The following is a 19,296-nucleotide window of genomic DNA, read 5'->3' as shown; positions in this document are numbered from 1 at the left end:
ATCAAACCATGATATTTCATGTAAAACAAATGCGTAATATCGCGTCAGGTGATCTCCCAACCCGCTTCCTTAAGCGGTGTCATGTCCAGTTCCCGCATCACCGAAAGCACGCCGATCCACTTCCGGCCCAAAGTGGCATTTTGCGCATCACGATCGGCAAGCGCCTGAACCTGTCCGCGAAACTGTTCCATCAGTTCGGCCAATTGCGCCGCACCCGTACGCGAAAGCTTGACCACCTCTGAGGTATAAACGGTTTCTGGCGCGCTATAATCCAGTTCGAAAAAGACCCGCTTCATATGCTCTTCAAACAAGGAACGCAGCGGCAATTTGCGAAACACCATCGTCCGGTCAATCAAGGGACGCACTTTGCCACTGCGCAACCGGTCGATCAGCGCAAGTCGCTCCAGCCGCGCCAGCGCCGCTTCCATCGTGCGCGGGGGCACGCCAAAATCCGCACCTGTTTCCTGTGGCGGCACACCATTCAGGATAGTCATGAACAGGAAGGACAGGAAGATGTTGCTCGACAACGCCTTTTCCTGCGCCAACGTCATCTCGTGAGCAAGGTCTCCCGGCGCGTCTTCTGCCTCACGCGCTAGATCGCCCAGCACCAGCCCGCACAGGCGCGCTATCGCTTCGAGCCGGTCAATCGTCAGCCCTTTACCGGCCAACCAGCGCTTCACGGTTGCCTCGCCGACGTTCAATTCCCGGGAAAGTCGTAGAATCGTCCAACCATCCTTGCGCAAATGAATGCGCAAAACAGTCAGCATGGCCGATGCACTTGATTCGTATCGTGTCATGATCTGCATCAGATAACGAAGTGATCCGTTTGGCAAGGGGCCACTTCGGCAGAATCAAGCTTAGGCATATGTTGCGCACAACCCGGCCGGTGGCAGGCTGTCAAAGTGCAGCAATTTTCCCACCGGTGCGGAAGTCTGGGAGAATGAAATGTCGAACATCCTCATCAAGAACGGTACAGTCGTGGACGGCACCGGCGCCCCTGCCTTTGAAGCAGACGTCCGCCTGCGCGATGGCCTCATCGCCGAAGTCGGGCCGAACCTCAGCCCCAATGGCGAGCGCGTATTTGATGCAACCGGTTGTCAGGTGACGCCGGGCTTCATTGAAAGCCACACCCATTATGACGGCACGATGTGGTGGCAACCTGATCTCGATCCGTTGCCAGGTTATGGCGCAACCACGATGATCATGGGCAATTGCGGCTTTTCGCCTGCACCGCTCCACAAATACATGCCCGCTCAGCGCGAAATGATCGGCATATTCTCGTTTTTCGAGGACATCCCCGAAGGTCCGTTCATGGACAACCTGCCTTGGGACTGGAACACATGGAGCGAATATCGCGCCTCGGTTGAACGCAACGTCAAATCGCCGCTCAACTTTGCAGCCTATGTCGGCCACATCGCCATCCGCCTTGCCGCCATGGGCGTGGAAGCGTGGGACCGCGAGGCGACGCCGCAGGAAATCACCCGCATGGCCGAACTGCTCGACGATGCACTGGCCGCTGGCGCGCTGGGCATGTCTGACAACATGCATGACCACGACGGCCAGAACCGCCCTGTGCCTTCGCTCAAGGCCAGTGACGCCGAGTTTGAAGCGCTGTTTGATGTGATGGAGCGTTATCCCAATTGCTGCTATCAGGTCATTGTCGACACGTTCATGCGCATGACCGGCCCCGCCAATCTTGAGCGTCTGTCAAAGCTGCTGGCTGGCCGGCCTATCAAGGTGCAGATTGCAGGCGCCATCCCGACGCTCGAGTTCCAGAAGCCGATCCTGCCTGCCATGCAGGAATCGGTGCGCAAGATGCGTGAAGCAGGTGTCGATGTATGGCCAGGATTCGCCCACGTATCGCCCACCTCGACGCTCAGCCTGATCAAGTCCCTGATCTTCGCGCAATCCAACGATTACGTCTGGCACGAAGTTGTGCTGGAAGACGATCTGCACAAAAAGGCTGAACTGCTTGCCAATCCCGAATGGCGTGCCCGCGCCCGGGAAAGCTGGGATACGCAGGCATGGGATCATTCACCGCTCAAGAACCCGCAGGAATTGTTCCTGATCGATAGCGAAAATGGAGCCGGGCCGGTTGGCATCACGCTGAAGGACTATGCCGAAAGCCTTGGCTTGCACCGGTCTGACGCAATGGCCGAATGGATCATCCGCAACGGCGTCAGATCAACCGTGCACATGGCCCCCTTCCCCAAGGATGAGGACCTGACGCTGGAACTGATGCTGGACCCGCGCACCGTAGGCAACATTTCTGACGCTGGCGCCCATCTGCAAATGTTGTGCGGCGGCGGCGAGAATGCGCTGTTGCTGACGCAGTATGTTCGCGAAGAAAAGAAGCTCTCGCTGGAACAGGCCATTCACGTAATGACCGGAAAGCTTGCTGGCCACTTCAACCTGAACGATCGCGGCGTCATTGCCGTGGGCAAGCGAGCCGATATCGCCGTGTTCAACATGGACGAAATCCAGCGCCGCGAAATGGTTAAGGCGCATGATGTTCCCGATGGCCGCGGCGGTACGACATGGCGCTTTACCCGCGCCGCGATGCCAACCCGCCTGACGCTGGTCAATGGTGAACCGACCTTTGAAAATGGTGCGTTCACCGGCGCAATGCCCGGCAAGTTCCTTTCGCCCGCCAATGAAGACGCGACGCTCGCAGTGGCAGCGGAATAATCGCACCAAGCTAAGAAGGAGCCCTGTCGGATCCTTCTGAATGGGGCGCCCATCCCTCCCGGGCGCCCCAACTCCATATAAAAACAACGTTTCAGAAAGGATGCCGAACATGACCGAAGCAAAAATCGGCGATGCCGACCGGGCCTATTTCAATGGCAATATCCGTAAGGTTGAAACTGAAAGCTCGGTGCTTGTCAGTTCATCGAAGTACCTCAACCACCCGATGCTGCGCAGCCTGATCTCTCAGGAAATGCTGCGCCGCAACGGGCCTGATCTTCCCAACACCGCCTATATTCCCGAAGTGGCGCAGATCCTGCACGATCTGGAGGACATGCAGCAGGTCATAACGCTGTTCGAGATGGAAAAGCGCCGCCTGCCCCAGTTTGGCAAATGGTTGGAGAAGCGCAGCCTTTCCAACTTCACACTGGCCGAAACCAAGGATTGCGCCCCCGGAACACTGGGTGCTGCCATCCATGATTTCATGGCCAATTCGGGCTATCAGCTTGACCTGTTCTTTCAGGAAATCCAGGTCGTAAACGACTTCACTTTCTACTTGCGGCAAACCGCGCTGACGCATGACATCGAACACATGGTTACCGGCTTTGGCCCCAACCACGGCGGCGAAGTTGCGCTTATCAGCGCCAACATGCACGCAAAAGCCCGCTATTTCGTGCCCGAACTCAGCAACTTCTTCAGCCGCATTGCCTATTATCTCAAGGCCAAGACCGTCATGAAGGACGCGCTGTTCTATCCCGAAGCAATGGTCGTCAACCTTGAAGCCGAATTCATCGGCGCGCAGCAAGGACGCAACTGGAAGTATCCGCTGATGCTCGTCGATTGGCGCGAATATGTGAACGTCCAGATTGAGGATATCCGCCGCGAACTGAACATCACGCCGGTTATCGACGGGCGCTGGGACGAAACCAACCGTCTGTGCAACGAAGATGACCCCAACTATGGCGTGCCATTGATGGAAGCTGCGGAATAGGCGCGGCTGTGACCGGCAAAACCGGCCACGGTATGACCATGACCGGCCCTGACTGATCCGCAACCGAGGCGGTCGAAGCGTAAAATCGCCTCGACCGCCTCTTAACATTTATGGTGGTGAAGATTTTTGTGGTTTTGCGTAGAATTATGTGAAATATTCCACGAATAATAAAACGACAAAGCAACCGCAAAAAATGCGACGGGAGAGAGAACGATGATCAGAGCGACACAGCGCGCGCGGCTTTTGCGCGGGTCAATTCTTGCCTTGGGTGTAATCGGCCTTGCACCAGCAGCGTGGGCCAACGAAGCGCCAGCCGATGACCAGCAAGCTTCCCCAGCGGGGTCACAAACCTCGATCCAGGAAATCATCGTTACCGCGCAGCGCCGCGAAGAAAGCCTGCAAAAGGTTCCCGTGGCAGTCACCGCTATTGGCAGCGAACAGCTCGAGGCATTGCGCGTCAACAGTGTGCGCAATCTTGCAGGCCTTGCGCCAAGCCTCCAGTTGAACACCCAGGGTCAGCAATCAAACCCGACAATCATCATTCGCGGCGTATCGTCCGGCACATCCAGCAACTCGGTCGATCCCAAGGTCGGCATCTATATCGATGGCGTTTACATCGGCCGCGCGGTCGGCTCGTTGCTGGATTTCAGCGACATCCAGCGCATCGAAGTGCTGCGCGGACCACAAGGCACCCTGTTCGGCCGCAATGCCACATCGGGCGCAATCAGCGTCGTCACGGCCAAACCGAAGGGCGAATGGGGCCTGCGCGCCACCGGCTCATACGGCAATTATGATGCGTGGCGCGGAAAGGTATCGCTCGACCTGCCCCAGATCGGCCCGTTTTCAATCAAGCTTTCCTACCTGCACGACCAGATCGCAGGCGATGTTGCGAACACGCAAGCAGGGCGCGGCCTCAACATTGCCCTGCGCGCGCCTGAGTTCGGCACACAACGCTTTGTAGACCGGCTCGGCTATCGCAATGTCGATGCAGGACAAATCGCCGTTCATGGTGACTTCGGCAATTTGACTGCCGATTACCGGTTTGATTATACTGATTCCAACGCCTCGGGCCGCGCCATGCAAAGCTTCGGCGTAATCCCTGATGCGTCCGGCCAATTGCTCGCGCCGATTGTAGCGTTGCAGCCCTTCTTTGGCGGACAAACGAACCTTGGCGTGAACGGCCCGCTCAAATCCGTGGCCGCTGCCACCAGCAACGAACACACCGTAACCCAAGGTCACAGCCTGACGCTAACCTTGGAAGCCAATGACAATCTGACGGTCAAATCAATCTCCGCCTATCGCAAATTCCGCCAAGACCCGGTCGTATTTGATCTTGGCGCGGCGGGCGGACTGCGCTTCACCTTCAACCAGTTGGGCGCTTTGATCACACCCGGCCTTACCCCGCAGCAAATTCAGGGCGCACTGTTCAACCCCGCAAATGTTCCGGGCGCGAACGATTACTTCTTCCCGCTGCTATCGGCGCGTGCAACCAACCAAAGCCAGTTCAGCCAGGAACTGCAATTCCAGGTCACCAACGACAAGTTCGATCTGACTGCCGGTTTGTTCTACTTCCATGAACGCTCACCCGGAACCGAAGTGCTGGGCATCTTGTCACCCGCACCATCGGCAACAATCGTGCCCAGCCCGCTTGACGCTGTCTTTGGCAGCGGCATCACACGCACGGTTGGCGTAAACGATTCCATGGCCGGTTACGGCCAAATAACCGTGCACCTTACCGATACGTTTGACATCACGGCGGGCCTGCGCGGAACGATTGATGATCGCGAACTCGACATTCGGGCCATTTCCGGCGCTCAGGGCGGCTCGCTCGGCATCGGCAAATACAAGGCCGAATACAAGAAGCTGACATACACCGGCATCGCCACATGGCGACCGACCGATCAGTCCATGATCTTTGCCAAGATCGCCACCGGTTATGTCTCGGGCGGCATCCTCAGCGGCATTCCCTATAAGCCGGAAAGCCTGAAGTCTTACGAAGTTGGCGCAAAGACCCAGTTCCTCGACAACAAGGTCCGCCTGAACCTATCGGCCTATTACAACGACTACACCGACCTGCAGACGCAGAACTTCATCAATGGCCGGCAGTTCTTCGACAACGCAGGCAAGGCCAAGATCAAGGGCTTTGAAGCCGAAATCGATATTGTGCCGGTGCAAGGCCTTACCTTGTCAGGCAGCGCATCCTATACCCACTTCGACTACGACACCTTCGTGCTCAACGGTCAGGAAGTCGCCTCGTTTGCCCGACCAACGTACTTCTCGCCATGGACCGGGCGTGCAGCAGCCGTTTACAATTCGCCAGAATTCAACGGTGGTGGCCATGTCATGGCTTTGCTCGAAGGACGGTATCGCAGCTCGTACTTCCTCACTTCAACCCCGCTGCGCAATATCCTGACAGGGCAGCCAACGCTTGAAAACTTCAACAAGCAACCCGGCTACTGGCTGCTTAACGGGCGCTTGGGTCTTGCCGAAATGCCGGTTGGCGGGGGTACAGTTTCGATTTCCGCATTTGGCGAAAACCTCCTGAATGAACGCTATATCGGCTTCGGTGCGCCGGTGCTGCTGTTTACCGGCACATACGAACGCGGCCGCACTTACGGACTGGAAGCTACCATCGCGTTCTGAAAGTTACAGCCCCCGCCGCACATCACGGCGGGGGCTGTCTTTCACGATTGATATTCGTCCCAGCACAGCGATGCAGCGCGGCTATCAAGATCAACCGCGCCCACAATGCCCAATGCCTCGCGCGCTTCTTCCAGTGGCAAATGGAAAACGTCCTCATATTTCGCCATGAAATAAGGGCCTGATTGCTCCCCCACATCCATCCCGCAACGGATCGCGCGCAAGACGGTGGGAAAGGCGGCGGGATAATGCAGACCGGTGCGCGAAACCAATCTCAGCGCCCCCAACAATTGCCCCGGATGGATAAGGCCGACCAGTTCTGCATCCAGAAAGCGCGGAATATTGCTGAGCCGCCCGAAATAGGGGACGAGTTCGCCAATAATATCGAACCCGCCGCCGCACACGATGTGCTCCAGATCGTGCGTCTGCCCGCTGCGCAACGAGAAATACTGGAACTGGTTCTTCGGCTCGAAACGCGGCACGATATCGATCTCGAAGCCATTATCGCGCAAGTACCTGCCAAAGATGTGGCCCAGCGAACCTGCGGGATGGCCCAGCAATTCATCCACCGTGAAGTTCGATGAAAACCCTTCGGAAAACCACCGGTCCAGTTCGGGCCAGCGCGCGCGCTCCTGCGTGAACAGCGCTTCGATCCGGTCAATGTCGAACACGTCCGCCAGAATGCCATAGAGTTTGTGCGCATCGAGCGCGGTAGGTGAATCCTTCCCGCTCTTGCGCAGGAACGCACCTGCCAGCCAATCGCGCAAGCGCGGCTCGTTCAAGTAGCGCGAACTGCTCACCAGAACGCTGCTGTCTGTCGGGATCGGCTTTGCACCCCGTGCCAGGTAGGGAAGATCATCGACCATCGCGGTTATCCTCTTGGAATCTTATACAGGGCCAGTGGCACGCGGACAGGCATTTCCAGCAAATGCTGCGCCATGCTCTTGGCCGCCGCATCAAATCGCGGTGAAAGGTTGATCCCGCCACCCTGCGCATCAAGGGCAACGATGTTGATCGCATGGGCTCCGGGCACATCGAAAATCTCGACCCGCGCATTTGCGGGATCATCAAACAAGTGGCGATACCAATCAGTCACCGCGACAACTGACAGACTGGCCCGGATGAACGGCAGGAAAGCCGGTTTGCGGGCAATGGCCGCAACATTGAACAGCCGCCCCTTGTCACCACTGCGCGCCCAGGCCAATTCTATCAGCGGGACTTCCACCATTTCTCCGGCAGCATCACCCACCGGCACTGGCGGACGCACAATCACCGCCGGATCATAACCGGCCAGTACGGGATCGCTGAAGTCCAGCGCCCGCCCGTCAAGCCTGACCTGTGCATGCGCCCGATCCCGCCCGATAAGGCCGAAGAACATCCCCGTCAGCGGAAAGGCGCGCGGTGCGGCAACAATCGGTGCAATGGATGTGCCCACCGCCATGTTCATGATCGCAGTGGTCTGTTCACGGCCAAACAGCATTGCGGCTGCCGGTTGCGCGTGATCGACCACCACCTTCAATAACACCTCGCGCGGGGACAGATCGCGCGCGCGCGGGCCATAGGCGGTTTCAGTGCCGATCACCTCCACATGGCTGCGCGTCCATCCGGGCAAGCCGCGCTGCGCCAGCAGGCCTCCGGTGCGTTCCAGCAGCGCCTCAGCGGTACGTTCGGCTTTGGCCACCGCATCAATCCCCGTAATCGGGATCAGCGCCACAGATCGCCAGCCATCATCATAAGTGCCACATACTTTGAGCGAGGCAGTAGGCGGATAGCCCTTTGCCCCCGCCACGCGCACGCGGTTCGGCCCCTCCTGTTCAACCGTTACACCGCTGAAATCGCACACAACATCGGGCACAATATAGGCCTGCGGATCGCTCACCTCGTAAAGCAACTGCTCGGCAATCGTGCCCACCGATACCAGCCCGCCCGTGCCATCAGGCTTGGTCATAACCACGCTGCCATCAGCATGGCATTCGCCCACGGGAAAGCCGATGTTGGCCCAATCGGGCACATCGCGCCAATCGGTAAATGTGCCGCCGGTCGCCTGTGCGCCGCATTCCAGCAAATGCCCCGCCACGGTCCCTGCCGCCAGCAGATCATAATCATCCGGTCCCCAGCCGAATTCATGGATCAGCGGCCCCAGGATCAGCGCGGAATCCACCACGCGTCCGGTAATCACCAAATCCGCGCCAGCATCCAGCGCACAGGCAATCGGGAATGCCCCCAGATAGGCCTGAATGCCAATGTCGCCTTGCGGCAGCGGCGCTCCGCTATACATATCGCGCAAATCTTCGGCGCGCAGTTGCGGCAGCAAAGGCTCCACATCGTCGCCCGTGACCGTCGCAACTTTCAGGTCCAATCCCTGATCGCGCCCGCGCTGACGGATCAATTCGGCAAGGCCTTCGGGGTTCATGCCGCCCGCATTGGCAATCACGCGGATGCCACGCGCTTTCAATTCGGCAAGGTATGGCCCCACATGCAAATCGACAAAATCCGTGAGGAATCCCGATGCCGGATCGGCCTGCTTCATCCGGCGGAACAGGCCCATCGCCCCTTCCCCCAGATAATCAAACGCCAGGTAATCCAGCCCCTCGACCGTCAACAGCCCCGGCACCGCAATCACGCTATCGTTCAGCGCACCGCTTGCCCCGCCAATGCGCACGACTTTCCCGTTTCGGGCCTTGCCGGTCGCAACTTCTGGCATTGCAATCTCTCCAATCAACTCAGTCGTTGGCGCCGGTCAGATCACGCGCGGCGATATAGCCAAAGGTCATGGCCGGGCCGATTGTAACGCCTGCGCCGGGATAGCTTTCCCCCATGGATGAGGCCGCATTGTTGCCCACCGCATAAAGGCCGTGGATCGCCACGCCTGCATCATCCACCACTTGTGCACGGGCATTGGTGCGCAAACCGCCATTTGTGCCGATGTCACCCGGATAGATCGGCATCGCGTAAAACGGCCCTTCGGTCAGCGGGCGCAAACATGGATTCGGCTGATGCCGGTAATCACCATACATCTTGTCATAAGCCGCAACACCGCGCTGGAAATCGGGGTCTTCGCCTTTGGCCGCATAAGTGTTGAAACGCGCCACATTTGCTTCCAGTGCCGCCGCATCAACGCCCATTTGTTGCGCCAATTCGCCCAATGTGCGCCCCTTTTTCAGGATGGTCTTGACCGCGCCCGATTGCAGCCAGTCCGGCACCAGCGGCAACAATGGCCCCATCGGAAACTGGTGGCGATAGCGGTTGTCAAACACCATCCAGCTTGGCGATGCATCATGATATTCCAGATGACGCCGCGCCATCTGCTGGCCAACGATATGATAAGACGCCGCCTCGTTGAGGTAACGCTGGCCCTTCTGGTTGACCATGATGCAGCCCGGCAAGGCGCGCTCGATCGTACACAGTCGCCCGCGATCCTCGCCCGGAATATAGAATACAGGCGCAGCCCACGCCGATTGCATGTTCATCGTCCCTGCACCGGCCGCAGCGCCCGCGCGAATGGCATCGCCGGTATTGCTGGTAACGCCGCCCGAATATTGCGCACTGCGATATAGCGGCGCATTGGCATCGCGCATCTGCTGGTTCTTGTCGAAACCGCCGGCGGCCAGCACCACACCTTTGCGGGTGCCGATGCGATATGGCTTGCCATCCTTTTCAACGACAACGCCGGTCACTTTGCCGCCCTCTGTCACCAGTTCGCGCATCGGCGTTTTCAGCCAGACAGGCACTCCTGCTTCATTCAGCGCCACCCGCAACCCACCGGTCAGTGCATTGCCCAGCGTCAAGCGCCGGTCCTTGCGTGACGTGAAGCGAAGCGGCCAGTCGAACCAATATTTCGCCATGTTGCGGCCAAGCCCGATCAACCAGCCTTTGCTGCGGTAAAGCAGCTGATACGTCTCGGCAAACGTCCAGTTGAGATACCCGAACAGGCTGGCAGCAGGCGACGGAAAACGCTGCGTCTTCAGATCATCGCCCAGCAGCGTTCCATCAAACATTTCAGGCAGATGCGTGCGATAACCCGTCACCGATCCGCCGGGATTTTCCGCATGATAATCGGGATAGGGCTGCGCTGTATAAACAACGCCGGTATTGGCTGTAACCCAGCGCAGCATGGGCGCAGCATTATCGACAAACGCGCGGATGTTTTCATCGGGCACATTATCAGCCGATAACGCGCGGACGTATTTGAACGCATCGTCCAGATTGTCTTCAAACCCGGCCGCTTTGGCCTGATCGCTACCGGGTATCCAGATACCGCCGCCCGAAGTAGCGCTTGATCCGCCCCACAGCTTGTCTTTTTCGATAATAAGCACATCGGCACGGTTCTTCGCCGCGATCAGCGCCGAGAGCATGCCGCCCGCGCCTGATCCCACAACGACGATGTCAACTTCCCTATCCCAACCCATTATCATGTGATCCCGCAAAGCGCTGCCCTGTGCCGGGCCATTCCATTCCCATCCAACGAAAGTGCCGCTATTGGCCCAGTTCTGTCAACACCATGCGTAAAATTTGAGGTATTAATTTACGTAAGTATCAACTCAATCAACTGCAATTGCCCGTGCCAGATCCGGCATGATCGGTGGCAACTGGTCCTGCAAAAACTTTATGCGCGCGCCAATAATCTGTGCAGCCATTGCTGGATCGCTATGCACCCAGAACCGATTTTGCGCCATCTGTTCAAGGAACATCGCGCTTGCCTGATCAATGTCCATCCCATGCGCGCGCATCATGTCGAACATCGCGCGGCGATGGCCGGTGGCGCTTTCAGGCTCGCCAAACCCCGCCTCTGCATCAAAGATTGCAGTGCGAACCATGCCGGGAACGATGGCCGAAACGTGTATCGGCAGGGCCTTCAGCTCCATTTCCAGATAAAGGCATTCGCTGAACGCCTGAACCGCATGCTTCGTCACGGTATAGGCGGTCTGCCCCGGCATTTGCCCGAACGCGCCAACCGATGAAAGATTGCCGATCCAAGCCTCTTTACCGCTGGCAATCATGTGCGGCACAAACGCACGAACGCCATGGATCACGCCGTGCAAGTTGATGTTCAGCGTGGCCTCCCATCGCGCGGCGGGCACTTCCCATGTGTTGCCCACCGTTTCGATCCCGGCATTGTTTATCAGCAAACGTACGGCACCATGCCGGTCAAACACCCGTTCGGCCAAACGGTCGAGTTCATCGGGGATGGCAACGTCAACCCGTTCCGCCTCTCCCTTGCCGCCTGCTGCCACAATGGCCGCAACGGTCGTCGCCGCCCCATCAGCATTGATATCGGTGGCAATCACAGTCATCCCCAGCGCTCCGGCCCGGCGCGCCAGTCCTGCGCCGATGCCAGATGCGGCGCCTGTGATAACCGCCACGCCGTGATTAAATATGTCCGTATCGCATGCCATGATCAGTTACCCTTGATTTTCGTAGCATATTCCATCATGCATTACGCAATAACAAGCCGTAAGGCGCAAAAACCGGCCGAGTGCAATGAATAGACCAATTGCATAAGACTGGTCTTCTGCATCGATCTTTTGGGAAAGCCAAACCTCGTGTCCTCCAATCTCTATCCGCACCTGCTTTCACCCGGCCGTATCGGCTCATTGGAAGTGAAGAACCGCATTGCCGTTACCGCGATGGGCGTCAGCCTGTCGGAAGATGATGGCACCGTAGGCGAACGCATGATGGCCTATCACGAGGAACAGGCGCGCGGTGGTGCCGGACTGATCATCTCGGGCGTGGCTGGAGTGGCTTGGCCAGTTGGTGCCGTGGCTATGCAGCAAACCGCAATCTCGGATGACCGCTTCATTCCCGCGCTCAAGGAAATGACCCGCCGCGTCCATGCCCATGGCGCAAAGATTGCCGCGCAATTGCATCACGGCGGCTTTGTTGCAGGCTATTCCGCCGCGCGCTGGGGCCATCCGCTGTGGGGACCGGCCTATCCCAAGCCGTTCAAGGGCGATTTCATGAATTTCTTCCTGCCCGAGGAAATGGGCGGCGTTGGTGGCGGGGCGATGCCAGAGCTGAAAATCCTTGATCAGGGTGATATAAACATCGCTGTGCAGCAGTTTGCCCAAGGCGCGCGCCGCGCCAAAGAGGCGGGTTTTGACGGCATCGAAATCCATGGCGGTCACGGCTATCTTCTATCGTCCTTCACCTCGCCTTATATCAACAACCGCACTGACCAGTACGGCGGCAGCCGCGAAAACCGCCTTCGCCTGACGCTTGAGGTGATCGCCGCCATCCGCGCCGAAGTGGGCCGCGATTATCCGCTGTGGATCAAGCTGGATTCCCGCGAAGTGGGCAAAGACGGCGGTATCACCATGGAAGATGCCATCGCCAATGCCAAAATGGTCGAGTCCGCAGGTGTCGATGCGATCACCATCACATCGTACCACGATACCGGCATCGGCAAGCTGCATTCGGAATCAAACATTCCGCATCTGGAAAACTGGAACCTGCCTGCCACAGCGGAAATCCGCAAAGCCGTAAAAATCCCGGTGATCGGGTCCGGCCGGATCGAAGTGGACACAGCCGAAAGCGCAATTGCCAAAGGTGACGCCGATTTCATCGCCATGGGACGCAAGTTGCTGGCAGACCCGCATCTGCCCCGCAAGCTGGCCGAAGGCCAAACCGAAAAGGTCCGCCCTTGCGTGTATTGCTACACATGCGTTTCCGCCATTTACGCAGGCCAGCCGACTCGCTGCGCCGTCAACGCGGGGCTAGGCCTTGAATTTGAAGTTGAACCAGCGCCAGCGAGTGCAAGCCCCAAACATGTCGCTATCATCGGCGGCGGCCCCGGCGGCATGGAATCTGCCCGTCGCCTTGCCGCGCTTGGCCACAAAGTAACGTTGCTCGAAAAGTCGGACCGGCTCGGCGGGACGCTGCGCTTTGCCAGCCTTGCCTATGAACCCAACGAACGCATCCTTGAATGGTTGCGGCGCGAGGTAAAGGAAGCCCGGATCGACGTGCGTCTTTCAACGCTTGCCACGCCGGAATTGCTGAGCACGCTGAACGTCGATGAAGTGATCGTTGCCACCGGCGCGCTGCGCAACATGCCCGCGATTGCCGGGGGTGATCAGGATCACGTCTATTCAGGCGATGACATGCGCAAGATGATGCTGGGCGAAAGCTCGGATCAACTGAAGCGCAAGACCGGCCTGTTCACGCGCCTTGCCACCAAAGTGGGCGCTGCAACAGGAGCCACGGCCAACCTCGCTCTTGTCCGGAAAGCCACGCACACATGGATGCCGCTGGCCGATACGGTCACTATCATCGGGGGCGAACTGGTTGGCCTTGAACTTGCCGAATTCCTGTGTGAGCGCGGCCGCACTGTCAACGTGATCGAAGAAGCCCCGCGCATGGGCAAAGGCCTGACGTTGGTGCGCCGGATGCGGCTGATGAGCGAACTTGCAGAACACGGCGTCGGCCTGCACAGCGGTGCCACCGACATCGTGATCGGAACTGACACCGTCAGCTTTACCGACGCATCCGGTGCCCGCCAGAACGTGCCTGGCGGCAATGTGATCGTAGCCAAAGGCGCGCAAGGCGATCTCTCGCTGGCCGATGCCCTACGCAGCGCCGGCTTTACCGTTCATGCCATCGGCGATGCCAATGGCGTTGGCTATATCGAAGGTGCAATGCGCGATGCGCGGGCTGCCGTCAGGGCCATCGCTGCCTGATACCGGCCCGCCAAGACCGGTGGCTTGGGCCTTGCATTGCCCAAGCCACCGGATGGATCACAAGAAATAATCGCCGTTCTGGCCGCCCATCAGCACAGTGGCATAATTGCGGGCAAAGCCGACCGGATTATTGGCCACATGCGCGCGGGACATGCGGACATCGCGCCACAATTCCTGAAACGCGCTGTCGCTGTAAACCGAACGGCCACCGGCCACGTCCATAAGCAGATCCATCGCCTCAATGCAGCGATCCGCCACAAGGCTTGCCTGATAGCGATAGCGCACGCGGTCCTCGATCGCAGGCTTCCATTGCACCGCTTCCATCGCCTTGAAATTGCTGACCATCACGGCCAGACTTTCTTCGGCAAGGTTGGATGCCCGGGCAATCCGGTCCAGCACATCAGGATCGGTCGCGCTTTTGCTCATGTCAGTGGATGAAAGACCCACGCGGTCCTTGAACAGGCTCAACGCATGGCGAACCGCACCAATGGCGCTGGTGTTGACCACGCGGATGAACACTTGCGCCCATGGCAGATCGTAAACCGGATCAGACTGGTGATGGACTGAATTGAACCCGTCCATCTGCTTGTGCGTGCGATGTTCGGGCACGAACACCGGCTCATCAATCACGATATCATTCGATCCGGTGCCTTGCAGGCCCATCGTGTACCATGTGTCATCAATCCGGTAATCGCTGGCTGGCACCAGAAACGTGCGATAGCCGTCACCGGGGATAACCCCGCCAAGCAGTACCCAGTTGCAGTGCAGGCACCCGCTTGACCAGCCCCAGCGCCCCGAGAGCATGAAGCCGCCGTCTACTGCCTTGGCCTTGGCGCCAACCGGATTGTACGAGCTTGAGATCATGGCATCGGGGCCATCTGCAAAGACCTCGTCCTGCGCCTGCGGTGCCATCAGCGCGATCTGGTAATTGTGGACTGCCACAATGCCCAGCGCCCACGCGGTGCTCATGTCGCGTTCGGCAATGGCGATCTGATCGATGAAAAAGTCCTGCGGCGTCCCGCCGGTGCCGCCGTGGCTGACAGGCGTGAAATGCCGGAAGAAGCCATCTTCACGCAGCGCAACAACCACCTCTTCCGAAATGCGCCGCGCCTTGCGCCCCTGCGCGGCATGTTCCGCTACAAGTTCCAGCGTTTTCGACGAAATCGCCATACCCTCAACTCCCATCCAATCTGTGCGTAAACAGATTCTTCTAACATTACGCATTAGTAGCTTTGATTAACGAATAAACCAAACTTTGCATTTGTAAAACTGCCAAAAGCACCGGTTTGCCCAAAGGGGCACTTGCCCGCACAGCGCCCGCGCGTCCGCACATGCCACAAGTGCAGGACGCTCTTCCCACTAGACCGCACTTCTTGATGTGCAAAAAGTACCAACTTACCGCTTTTGAAAGGATTATGGGTTTTTAATTGACGATTTGCGTATCCGATGCAAATATAAATTACGAATGCAGTGCAATCCAATGCATGTTGATTCGGTTTGGAGAGACCTGAATTATGGCCAGCGCAGTCGCCTTGCCGCAGTTGGACGCTTACCCCTCGGGGCAGGAACTCGTGGCCCGCGCCCGCGCGATGATCCCGACCTTGCGCGAACGTTCGCGCGCCTGTGTGGCAAACCGCGACGTTTCGGCTCAATCCATTGCAGAAATGCACGAGGCGGGCTTTTTCCGCATCCTTCAGCCAAAGCGTTGGGGCGGCTATGAAATGCACCCCAACGTCTTTTACGATGTGCAGAAGGCCCTTGCCGAAGGCTGCATGTCCACCGGCTGGATGTATGGCGTGGTGGGCTGCCACCCCTATGAAATCGCGCTGTTCCATGAACAGGCCCAGGCAGAAGTCTGGGGCGATGATACCTCGACGCTGGTATCCTCTTCCTATCAACCCGTCGGCAAGGTAACGCCTGTCGAAGGCGGCTTCCGCCTGTCCGGTCGCTGGGGCTTTTCCACCGGATCGGTGCACTGCCAATGGGTGGTTCTGGGCGCGCTTGTGCCGCCAACCGAACCCGGCGGTGCGCCCGATATGCGCGCATTCCTTGTGCCCCGTGCCGACTACACCATCGACACCGACTGCTGGCATGTCTTCGGCCTTCAGGGCACCGGCAGCCATGATGTGATTGTGGACGACGTTTTCGTGCCCGAACACCGCACCCACCGTTCAGTCGATGGCTTCCTCTGCGCCAATCCGGGGCAGGAAACCAACACCGGCCCGCTCTACACCCTGCCATGGGCGCAAGTGTTCATGCGCTCGGTATCGACCGCAGCCTTCGGCGGCGCGCGTGCTGCAATCACGGCCGCGCGCGAGATTGCCGCAAGTCGCGTTTCAACCAACACCGGCAAGGCGTCGAAAGATGACCCCTTCCTGATGGCCGCCATCGCCCGCGCCCATGCCGAAGTCAGCGAAATGGAAACCACCCTTCGCGTCACCTTCGAAGACCTGATGGACATTGCCGAGCGCGGCGAGGCTATCCCGATGGAAAAGCGCACGCTCTATGCCTATAATTCGGCCAGTGTGGTGCGCCGCATGGCCGATCTGGTGGATGATATGGTCAAGCTTCTGGGCGGCCGTGCAATCTATAACTCCAGCCCGATCCTCCAGCCCTGGCTCGATCTGCATGCCGGTCGCGCCCACGTCGCCAATGATCCGGCCAACCGCACCGGCGACGTTGTCGGCGCGATGGGCGGGCAGGCTCCCGGCTTCACCTTCCTTTGACCGGAGCGTAACTCATGGCTGAGATTGCCACCACAACGCACCGCGTTTCGGGCGGATATGATATCGTCATTGCAGAAGCGGGCGATGCAGCCGCGCCTGCCGTCGTGTTCATCCACGGCAGCGGTCCCGGCGCATCGGGCGCGTCAAACTTCCGCTCGAACATAGATGCTTTCGTGGATGCCGGTTATCGCGTAATCCTGCCCGATCTAATCGGCTATGGCGGATCATCAAAGCCAGAAGGCATTGATTACACGCTGCAATTGTTCACCGACACGCTTTATGAAGCATTGCTTGCCCACGGCATCACCTCGGCCAGTCTGGTCGGCAATTCGCTGGGCGGCGGCATTGCCCTGCTGATGACGCTGGATCACCCCGGCTTCACCCGCAATCTCGTGCTGATGGCACCGGGCTGCGTGGCGGAACGCGAAAGCTATTTCGTGATGCCCGGCATTGCCAAGATGATGTCGAACTTCGGCAGCCCCGATTTCAATCTGGCCGAACAGAAGCGCCTTGTCAGCAATCTGGTCCACCCCGATTTTGCCCCCAACATCCCCGATGCACTGGTGGCCGAACGCTTTGAAGTGGCGCGCACCCAGCCCAAGGATGTGCTGATGCGCATGCGCACGCCCGATCTGTCGCCGCGCCTGCCCGAAATCACCCAACCGGTCTTCGTGCTCTGGGGCCTGAACGACGAGTTCTGCCCCGAGGCCCACGCGCGCCTGTTCCTTGACCATTGCCCCGATGTGCGCGCCATTACCTTTGCCCGCACCGGCCACTGGGTACAGGTTGAACGCGCCGATGAATTCAACGCCTACGCCATCGAGTTTCTCAATGCCCGCCGATAAGATCGAAAAGTTCGGAGCCGCGCTTTACGAAGCCCTGCGCCAGCGCAAAACCATCACCCCGCTGATCGAACAGGACCCGTCGCTCACCCTCGATGATGCCTATGCGATCAACCTCGATTTCCTGTCGCGCCGCGTGGCCGACGGGGAAAAGGTGGTGGGCAAGAAAATCGGCGTTACCAGCAAGGCCGTGCAGGATATGCTGGGCGTCCACCAGCCCGATTTCGGTTTCCTGACCGACTGGATGCATGTCGAAGGCGACATCGATATTGACGCCAAAGGCCTGATCGCCCCGCGTGCCGAAGCGGAAATCGCGTTCATTCTCAAAAGCAGCCTCAACGGCCCCGGCGTGACCGCTGCCGACGTTCTGGCCGCCACCGAAAGCATCGCGCCCTGCTTTGAAATCGTCGACAGCCGGATTGATGACTGGAAGATCAAGATCGTCGATACCGTATCGGACAACGCAAGCTGCGGCGTCTATGTAATCGGCAAGGAGCGGCTTGACCCATCAGGGCTTGATCTGCCCAATCTGCACGTCGCCGTGACCAAGAACGGCGAGGCCCTGTCAGAAGGCTATGGCCATGCCGTGCAGGGTGATCCGGCACAGGCAGTGGCGTGGCTGGCCAACACCCTTGGCGCTTATGGCGTCACGCTGAATGCAGGCGATGTGATCCTGTCGGGCAGCCTGGTTCCATTGGCCCCTGCGGCCAAAGGTGACCGGTTTGAAATGATTTTGAGCGACGCCAGCGGCCCCTTGGGCACGTGCGTTGCAAACTTCGTATAAGGATATTGGCAATGGCACGGGTTAAGGCCGCAATCATCGGTTCGGGCAATATCGGCACCGATCTGATGATGAAAATGATCAAATATCCGCAGAACATGGAACTGGCCATCGTCGTGGGTATCGACGAAAAGTCGGAAGGGCTTGCCATGGCGCGCGAACATGGCATCGCCACCACACACGAAGGCCTTGAGGGCCTGCGCAAACACCCGCTTTACAAGGACATCGGCATCGCGTTCGATGCCACCAGCGCCTATGCTCACAAGGTCCACGATGAAGCTTTGCGCGCCGATGGCATTCAGGTGGTCGATCTTACACCCGCCGCCATCGGCCCATTCATCGTCCCGCCGGTCAACATGGAAGCCAATCTGGGCGCGTCGAACGTCAACATGGTCACTTGCGGCGGACAGGCCACAATCCCGATGGTGGCTGCTGTCAGCCGCGTCGGCAAAGTGCACTATGCCGAAATCGTCGCATCAGTGTCCTCGCGCTCGGCAGGCCCCGGCACCCGCGCCAATATTGATGAATTTACCCGCACCACCGCCCGCGCCATCGAAGAAGTGGGCGGCGCAACACGCGGCAAGGCGATCATCATCCTGAACCCCGCCGAACCACCGATGATCATGCGCGATACCGTGTTCACCCTGTCCGAAGGCGCGGACGAGGACGCGATCCGCCAATCGGTGAAGGACATGGTCGCCGAAGTGCAGAAATACGTTCCGGGCTACCGCTTGAAGCAGGAAGTCCAGTTCGAACGCTATGGCGATAACAACAAGCTGAAGATCCCCGGCCAAGGCGAATTCTCCGGCGTCAAATCGATGATCATGCTCGAAGTCGAAGGCGCGGGCGATTACCTTCCCAGCTATTCGGGCAACCTCGACATCATGACCGCCGCCGCCAAAGCCACGGGCGAACTGCTTGCCGCGCGCCGCATGGCCGCAGCGGCCGCTTGAAGGAG

At 58.8% G+C, this 19,296-nt stretch carries 14 protein-coding genes; 8 read left to right on the top strand and 6 right to left on the bottom strand.

Going from position 1 to position 19,296, the window contains the following annotated elements; genetic code table 11:
* Nucleotides 1–44 precede the first annotated feature (44 nt).
* Nucleotides 45–797, bottom strand: a complete 753-nt coding sequence (locus B7Y89_RS00130) for a helix-turn-helix transcriptional regulator (protein WP_292934600.1) — start codon at nt 795–797, stop codon at nt 45–47.
* Nucleotides 798–945: 148 nt separating this feature from the next.
* Here B7Y89_RS00130 and B7Y89_RS00125 point away from each other — a divergent pair, with 148 nt between their 5' ends.
* The 3 genes from B7Y89_RS00125 to B7Y89_RS00115 all read left to right on the top strand — a co-directional run bounded on the left by B7Y89_RS00125 (nt 946) and on the right by B7Y89_RS00115 (nt 6,319).
* The gene (locus B7Y89_RS00125; RefSeq protein ID WP_292934598.1) at nt 946–2,688 is read left to right on the top strand and encodes a D-aminoacylase; all 1,743 of its coding nucleotides are present in this window, start codon (nt 946–948) and stop codon (nt 2,686–2,688) included.
* 109 nt (nt 2,689–2,797) lie between these two features.
* Nucleotides 2,798–3,676, top strand: a complete 879-nt coding sequence (locus B7Y89_RS00120) for a Coq4 family protein (RefSeq protein WP_292934596.1) — start codon at nt 2,798–2,800, stop codon at nt 3,674–3,676.
* Nucleotides 3,677–3,889: 213 nt separating this feature from the next.
* Nucleotides 3,890–6,319 (top strand): TonB-dependent receptor, encoded by a 2,430-nt coding sequence (locus B7Y89_RS00115; protein WP_292934595.1) that lies wholly within the window; start codon nt 3,890–3,892, stop codon nt 6,317–6,319.
* Nucleotides 6,320–6,360: 41 nt separating this feature from the next.
* Here the strand turns inward: B7Y89_RS00115 and B7Y89_RS00110 are convergent, their stop codons facing one another.
* From B7Y89_RS00110 to B7Y89_RS00095, 4 genes are all read right to left on the bottom strand, one after another.
* Nucleotides 6,361–7,182, bottom strand: a complete 822-nt coding sequence (locus B7Y89_RS00110) for a Coq4 family protein (RefSeq protein ID WP_292934594.1) — start codon at nt 7,180–7,182, stop codon at nt 6,361–6,363.
* 5 nt (nt 7,183–7,187) lie between these two features.
* Nucleotides 7,188–9,020, bottom strand: coding sequence for an acyclic terpene utilization AtuA family protein (locus B7Y89_RS00105; protein ID WP_292934592.1), 1,833 nt, complete (start codon nt 9,018–9,020; stop codon nt 7,188–7,190).
* 19 nt (nt 9,021–9,039) lie between these two features.
* Nucleotides 9,040–10,725: an FAD-dependent oxidoreductase gene (locus B7Y89_RS00100; RefSeq protein ID WP_292934590.1), complete on the bottom strand. Its 1,686-nt coding sequence runs from the start codon at nt 10,723–10,725 to the stop codon at nt 9,040–9,042.
* A 132-nt stretch (nt 10,726–10,857) separates the two neighbouring features.
* Entirely contained in the window at nt 10,858–11,712 is an 855-nt protein-coding gene (locus B7Y89_RS00095; RefSeq protein ID WP_292934588.1) for an SDR family NAD(P)-dependent oxidoreductase, read from the bottom strand.
* A 147-nt stretch (nt 11,713–11,859) separates the two neighbouring features.
* On the opposite strand from B7Y89_RS00095, the gene B7Y89_RS00090 reads away from it, so the two are divergent.
* Nucleotides 11,860–13,989 (top strand): FAD-dependent oxidoreductase, encoded by a 2,130-nt coding sequence (locus B7Y89_RS00090; protein WP_292934586.1) that lies wholly within the window; start codon nt 11,860–11,862, stop codon nt 13,987–13,989.
* A 57-nt stretch (nt 13,990–14,046) separates the two neighbouring features.
* On the opposite strand, the gene B7Y89_RS00085 is transcribed toward B7Y89_RS00090, so the two are convergent.
* On the bottom strand, nt 14,047–15,159 hold the full coding sequence (locus B7Y89_RS00085) for a flavin-dependent monooxygenase (protein ID WP_292934584.1): 1,113 nt from the start codon (nt 15,157–15,159) through the stop codon (nt 14,047–14,049).
* Nucleotides 15,160–15,503: 344 nt separating this feature from the next.
* On the opposite strand from B7Y89_RS00085, the gene B7Y89_RS00080 reads away from it, so the two are divergent.
* Genes B7Y89_RS00080 through B7Y89_RS00065 form a run of 4 tightly spaced genes read left to right on the top strand, consistent with a single transcriptional unit; the run spans nt 15,504 to nt 19,291 of the window.
* On the top strand, nt 15,504–16,715 hold the full coding sequence (locus B7Y89_RS00080; RefSeq protein WP_292934582.1) for a flavin-dependent monooxygenase: 1,212 nt from the start codon (nt 15,504–15,506) through the stop codon (nt 16,713–16,715).
* Nucleotides 16,716–16,729: 14 nt separating this feature from the next.
* Complete coding sequence (locus B7Y89_RS00075) at nt 16,730–17,560, top strand: alpha/beta hydrolase (RefSeq protein WP_292934580.1); 831 nt, start codon at nt 16,730–16,732, stop codon at nt 17,558–17,560.
* Nucleotides 17,547–18,341, top strand: a complete 795-nt coding sequence (locus tag B7Y89_RS00070) for a fumarylacetoacetate hydrolase family protein (protein ID WP_292934578.1) — start codon at nt 17,547–17,549, stop codon at nt 18,339–18,341. The genes B7Y89_RS00075 and B7Y89_RS00070 overlap by 14 nt, the downstream gene beginning before the upstream one ends.
* An 11-nt stretch (nt 18,342–18,352) precedes the next feature.
* A complete protein-coding gene (locus B7Y89_RS00065; protein WP_292934576.1) occupies nt 18,353–19,291 on the top strand; it encodes an acetaldehyde dehydrogenase (acetylating) in 939 nt (312 codons plus the stop codon).
* Nucleotides 19,292–19,296: the final 5 nt, after the last annotated feature.

Origin of the sequence: Novosphingobium sp. 32-60-15 (assembly GCF_002280675.1) — a bacterium.
In the GTDB taxonomy this organism is placed as follows: Bacteria; Pseudomonadota; Alphaproteobacteria; order Sphingomonadales; family Sphingomonadaceae; genus Novosphingobium.
The sequence above is the reverse complement of the archived record's forward strand: the minus strand, read 5'-3'. Positions and strand labels throughout refer to the sequence as shown.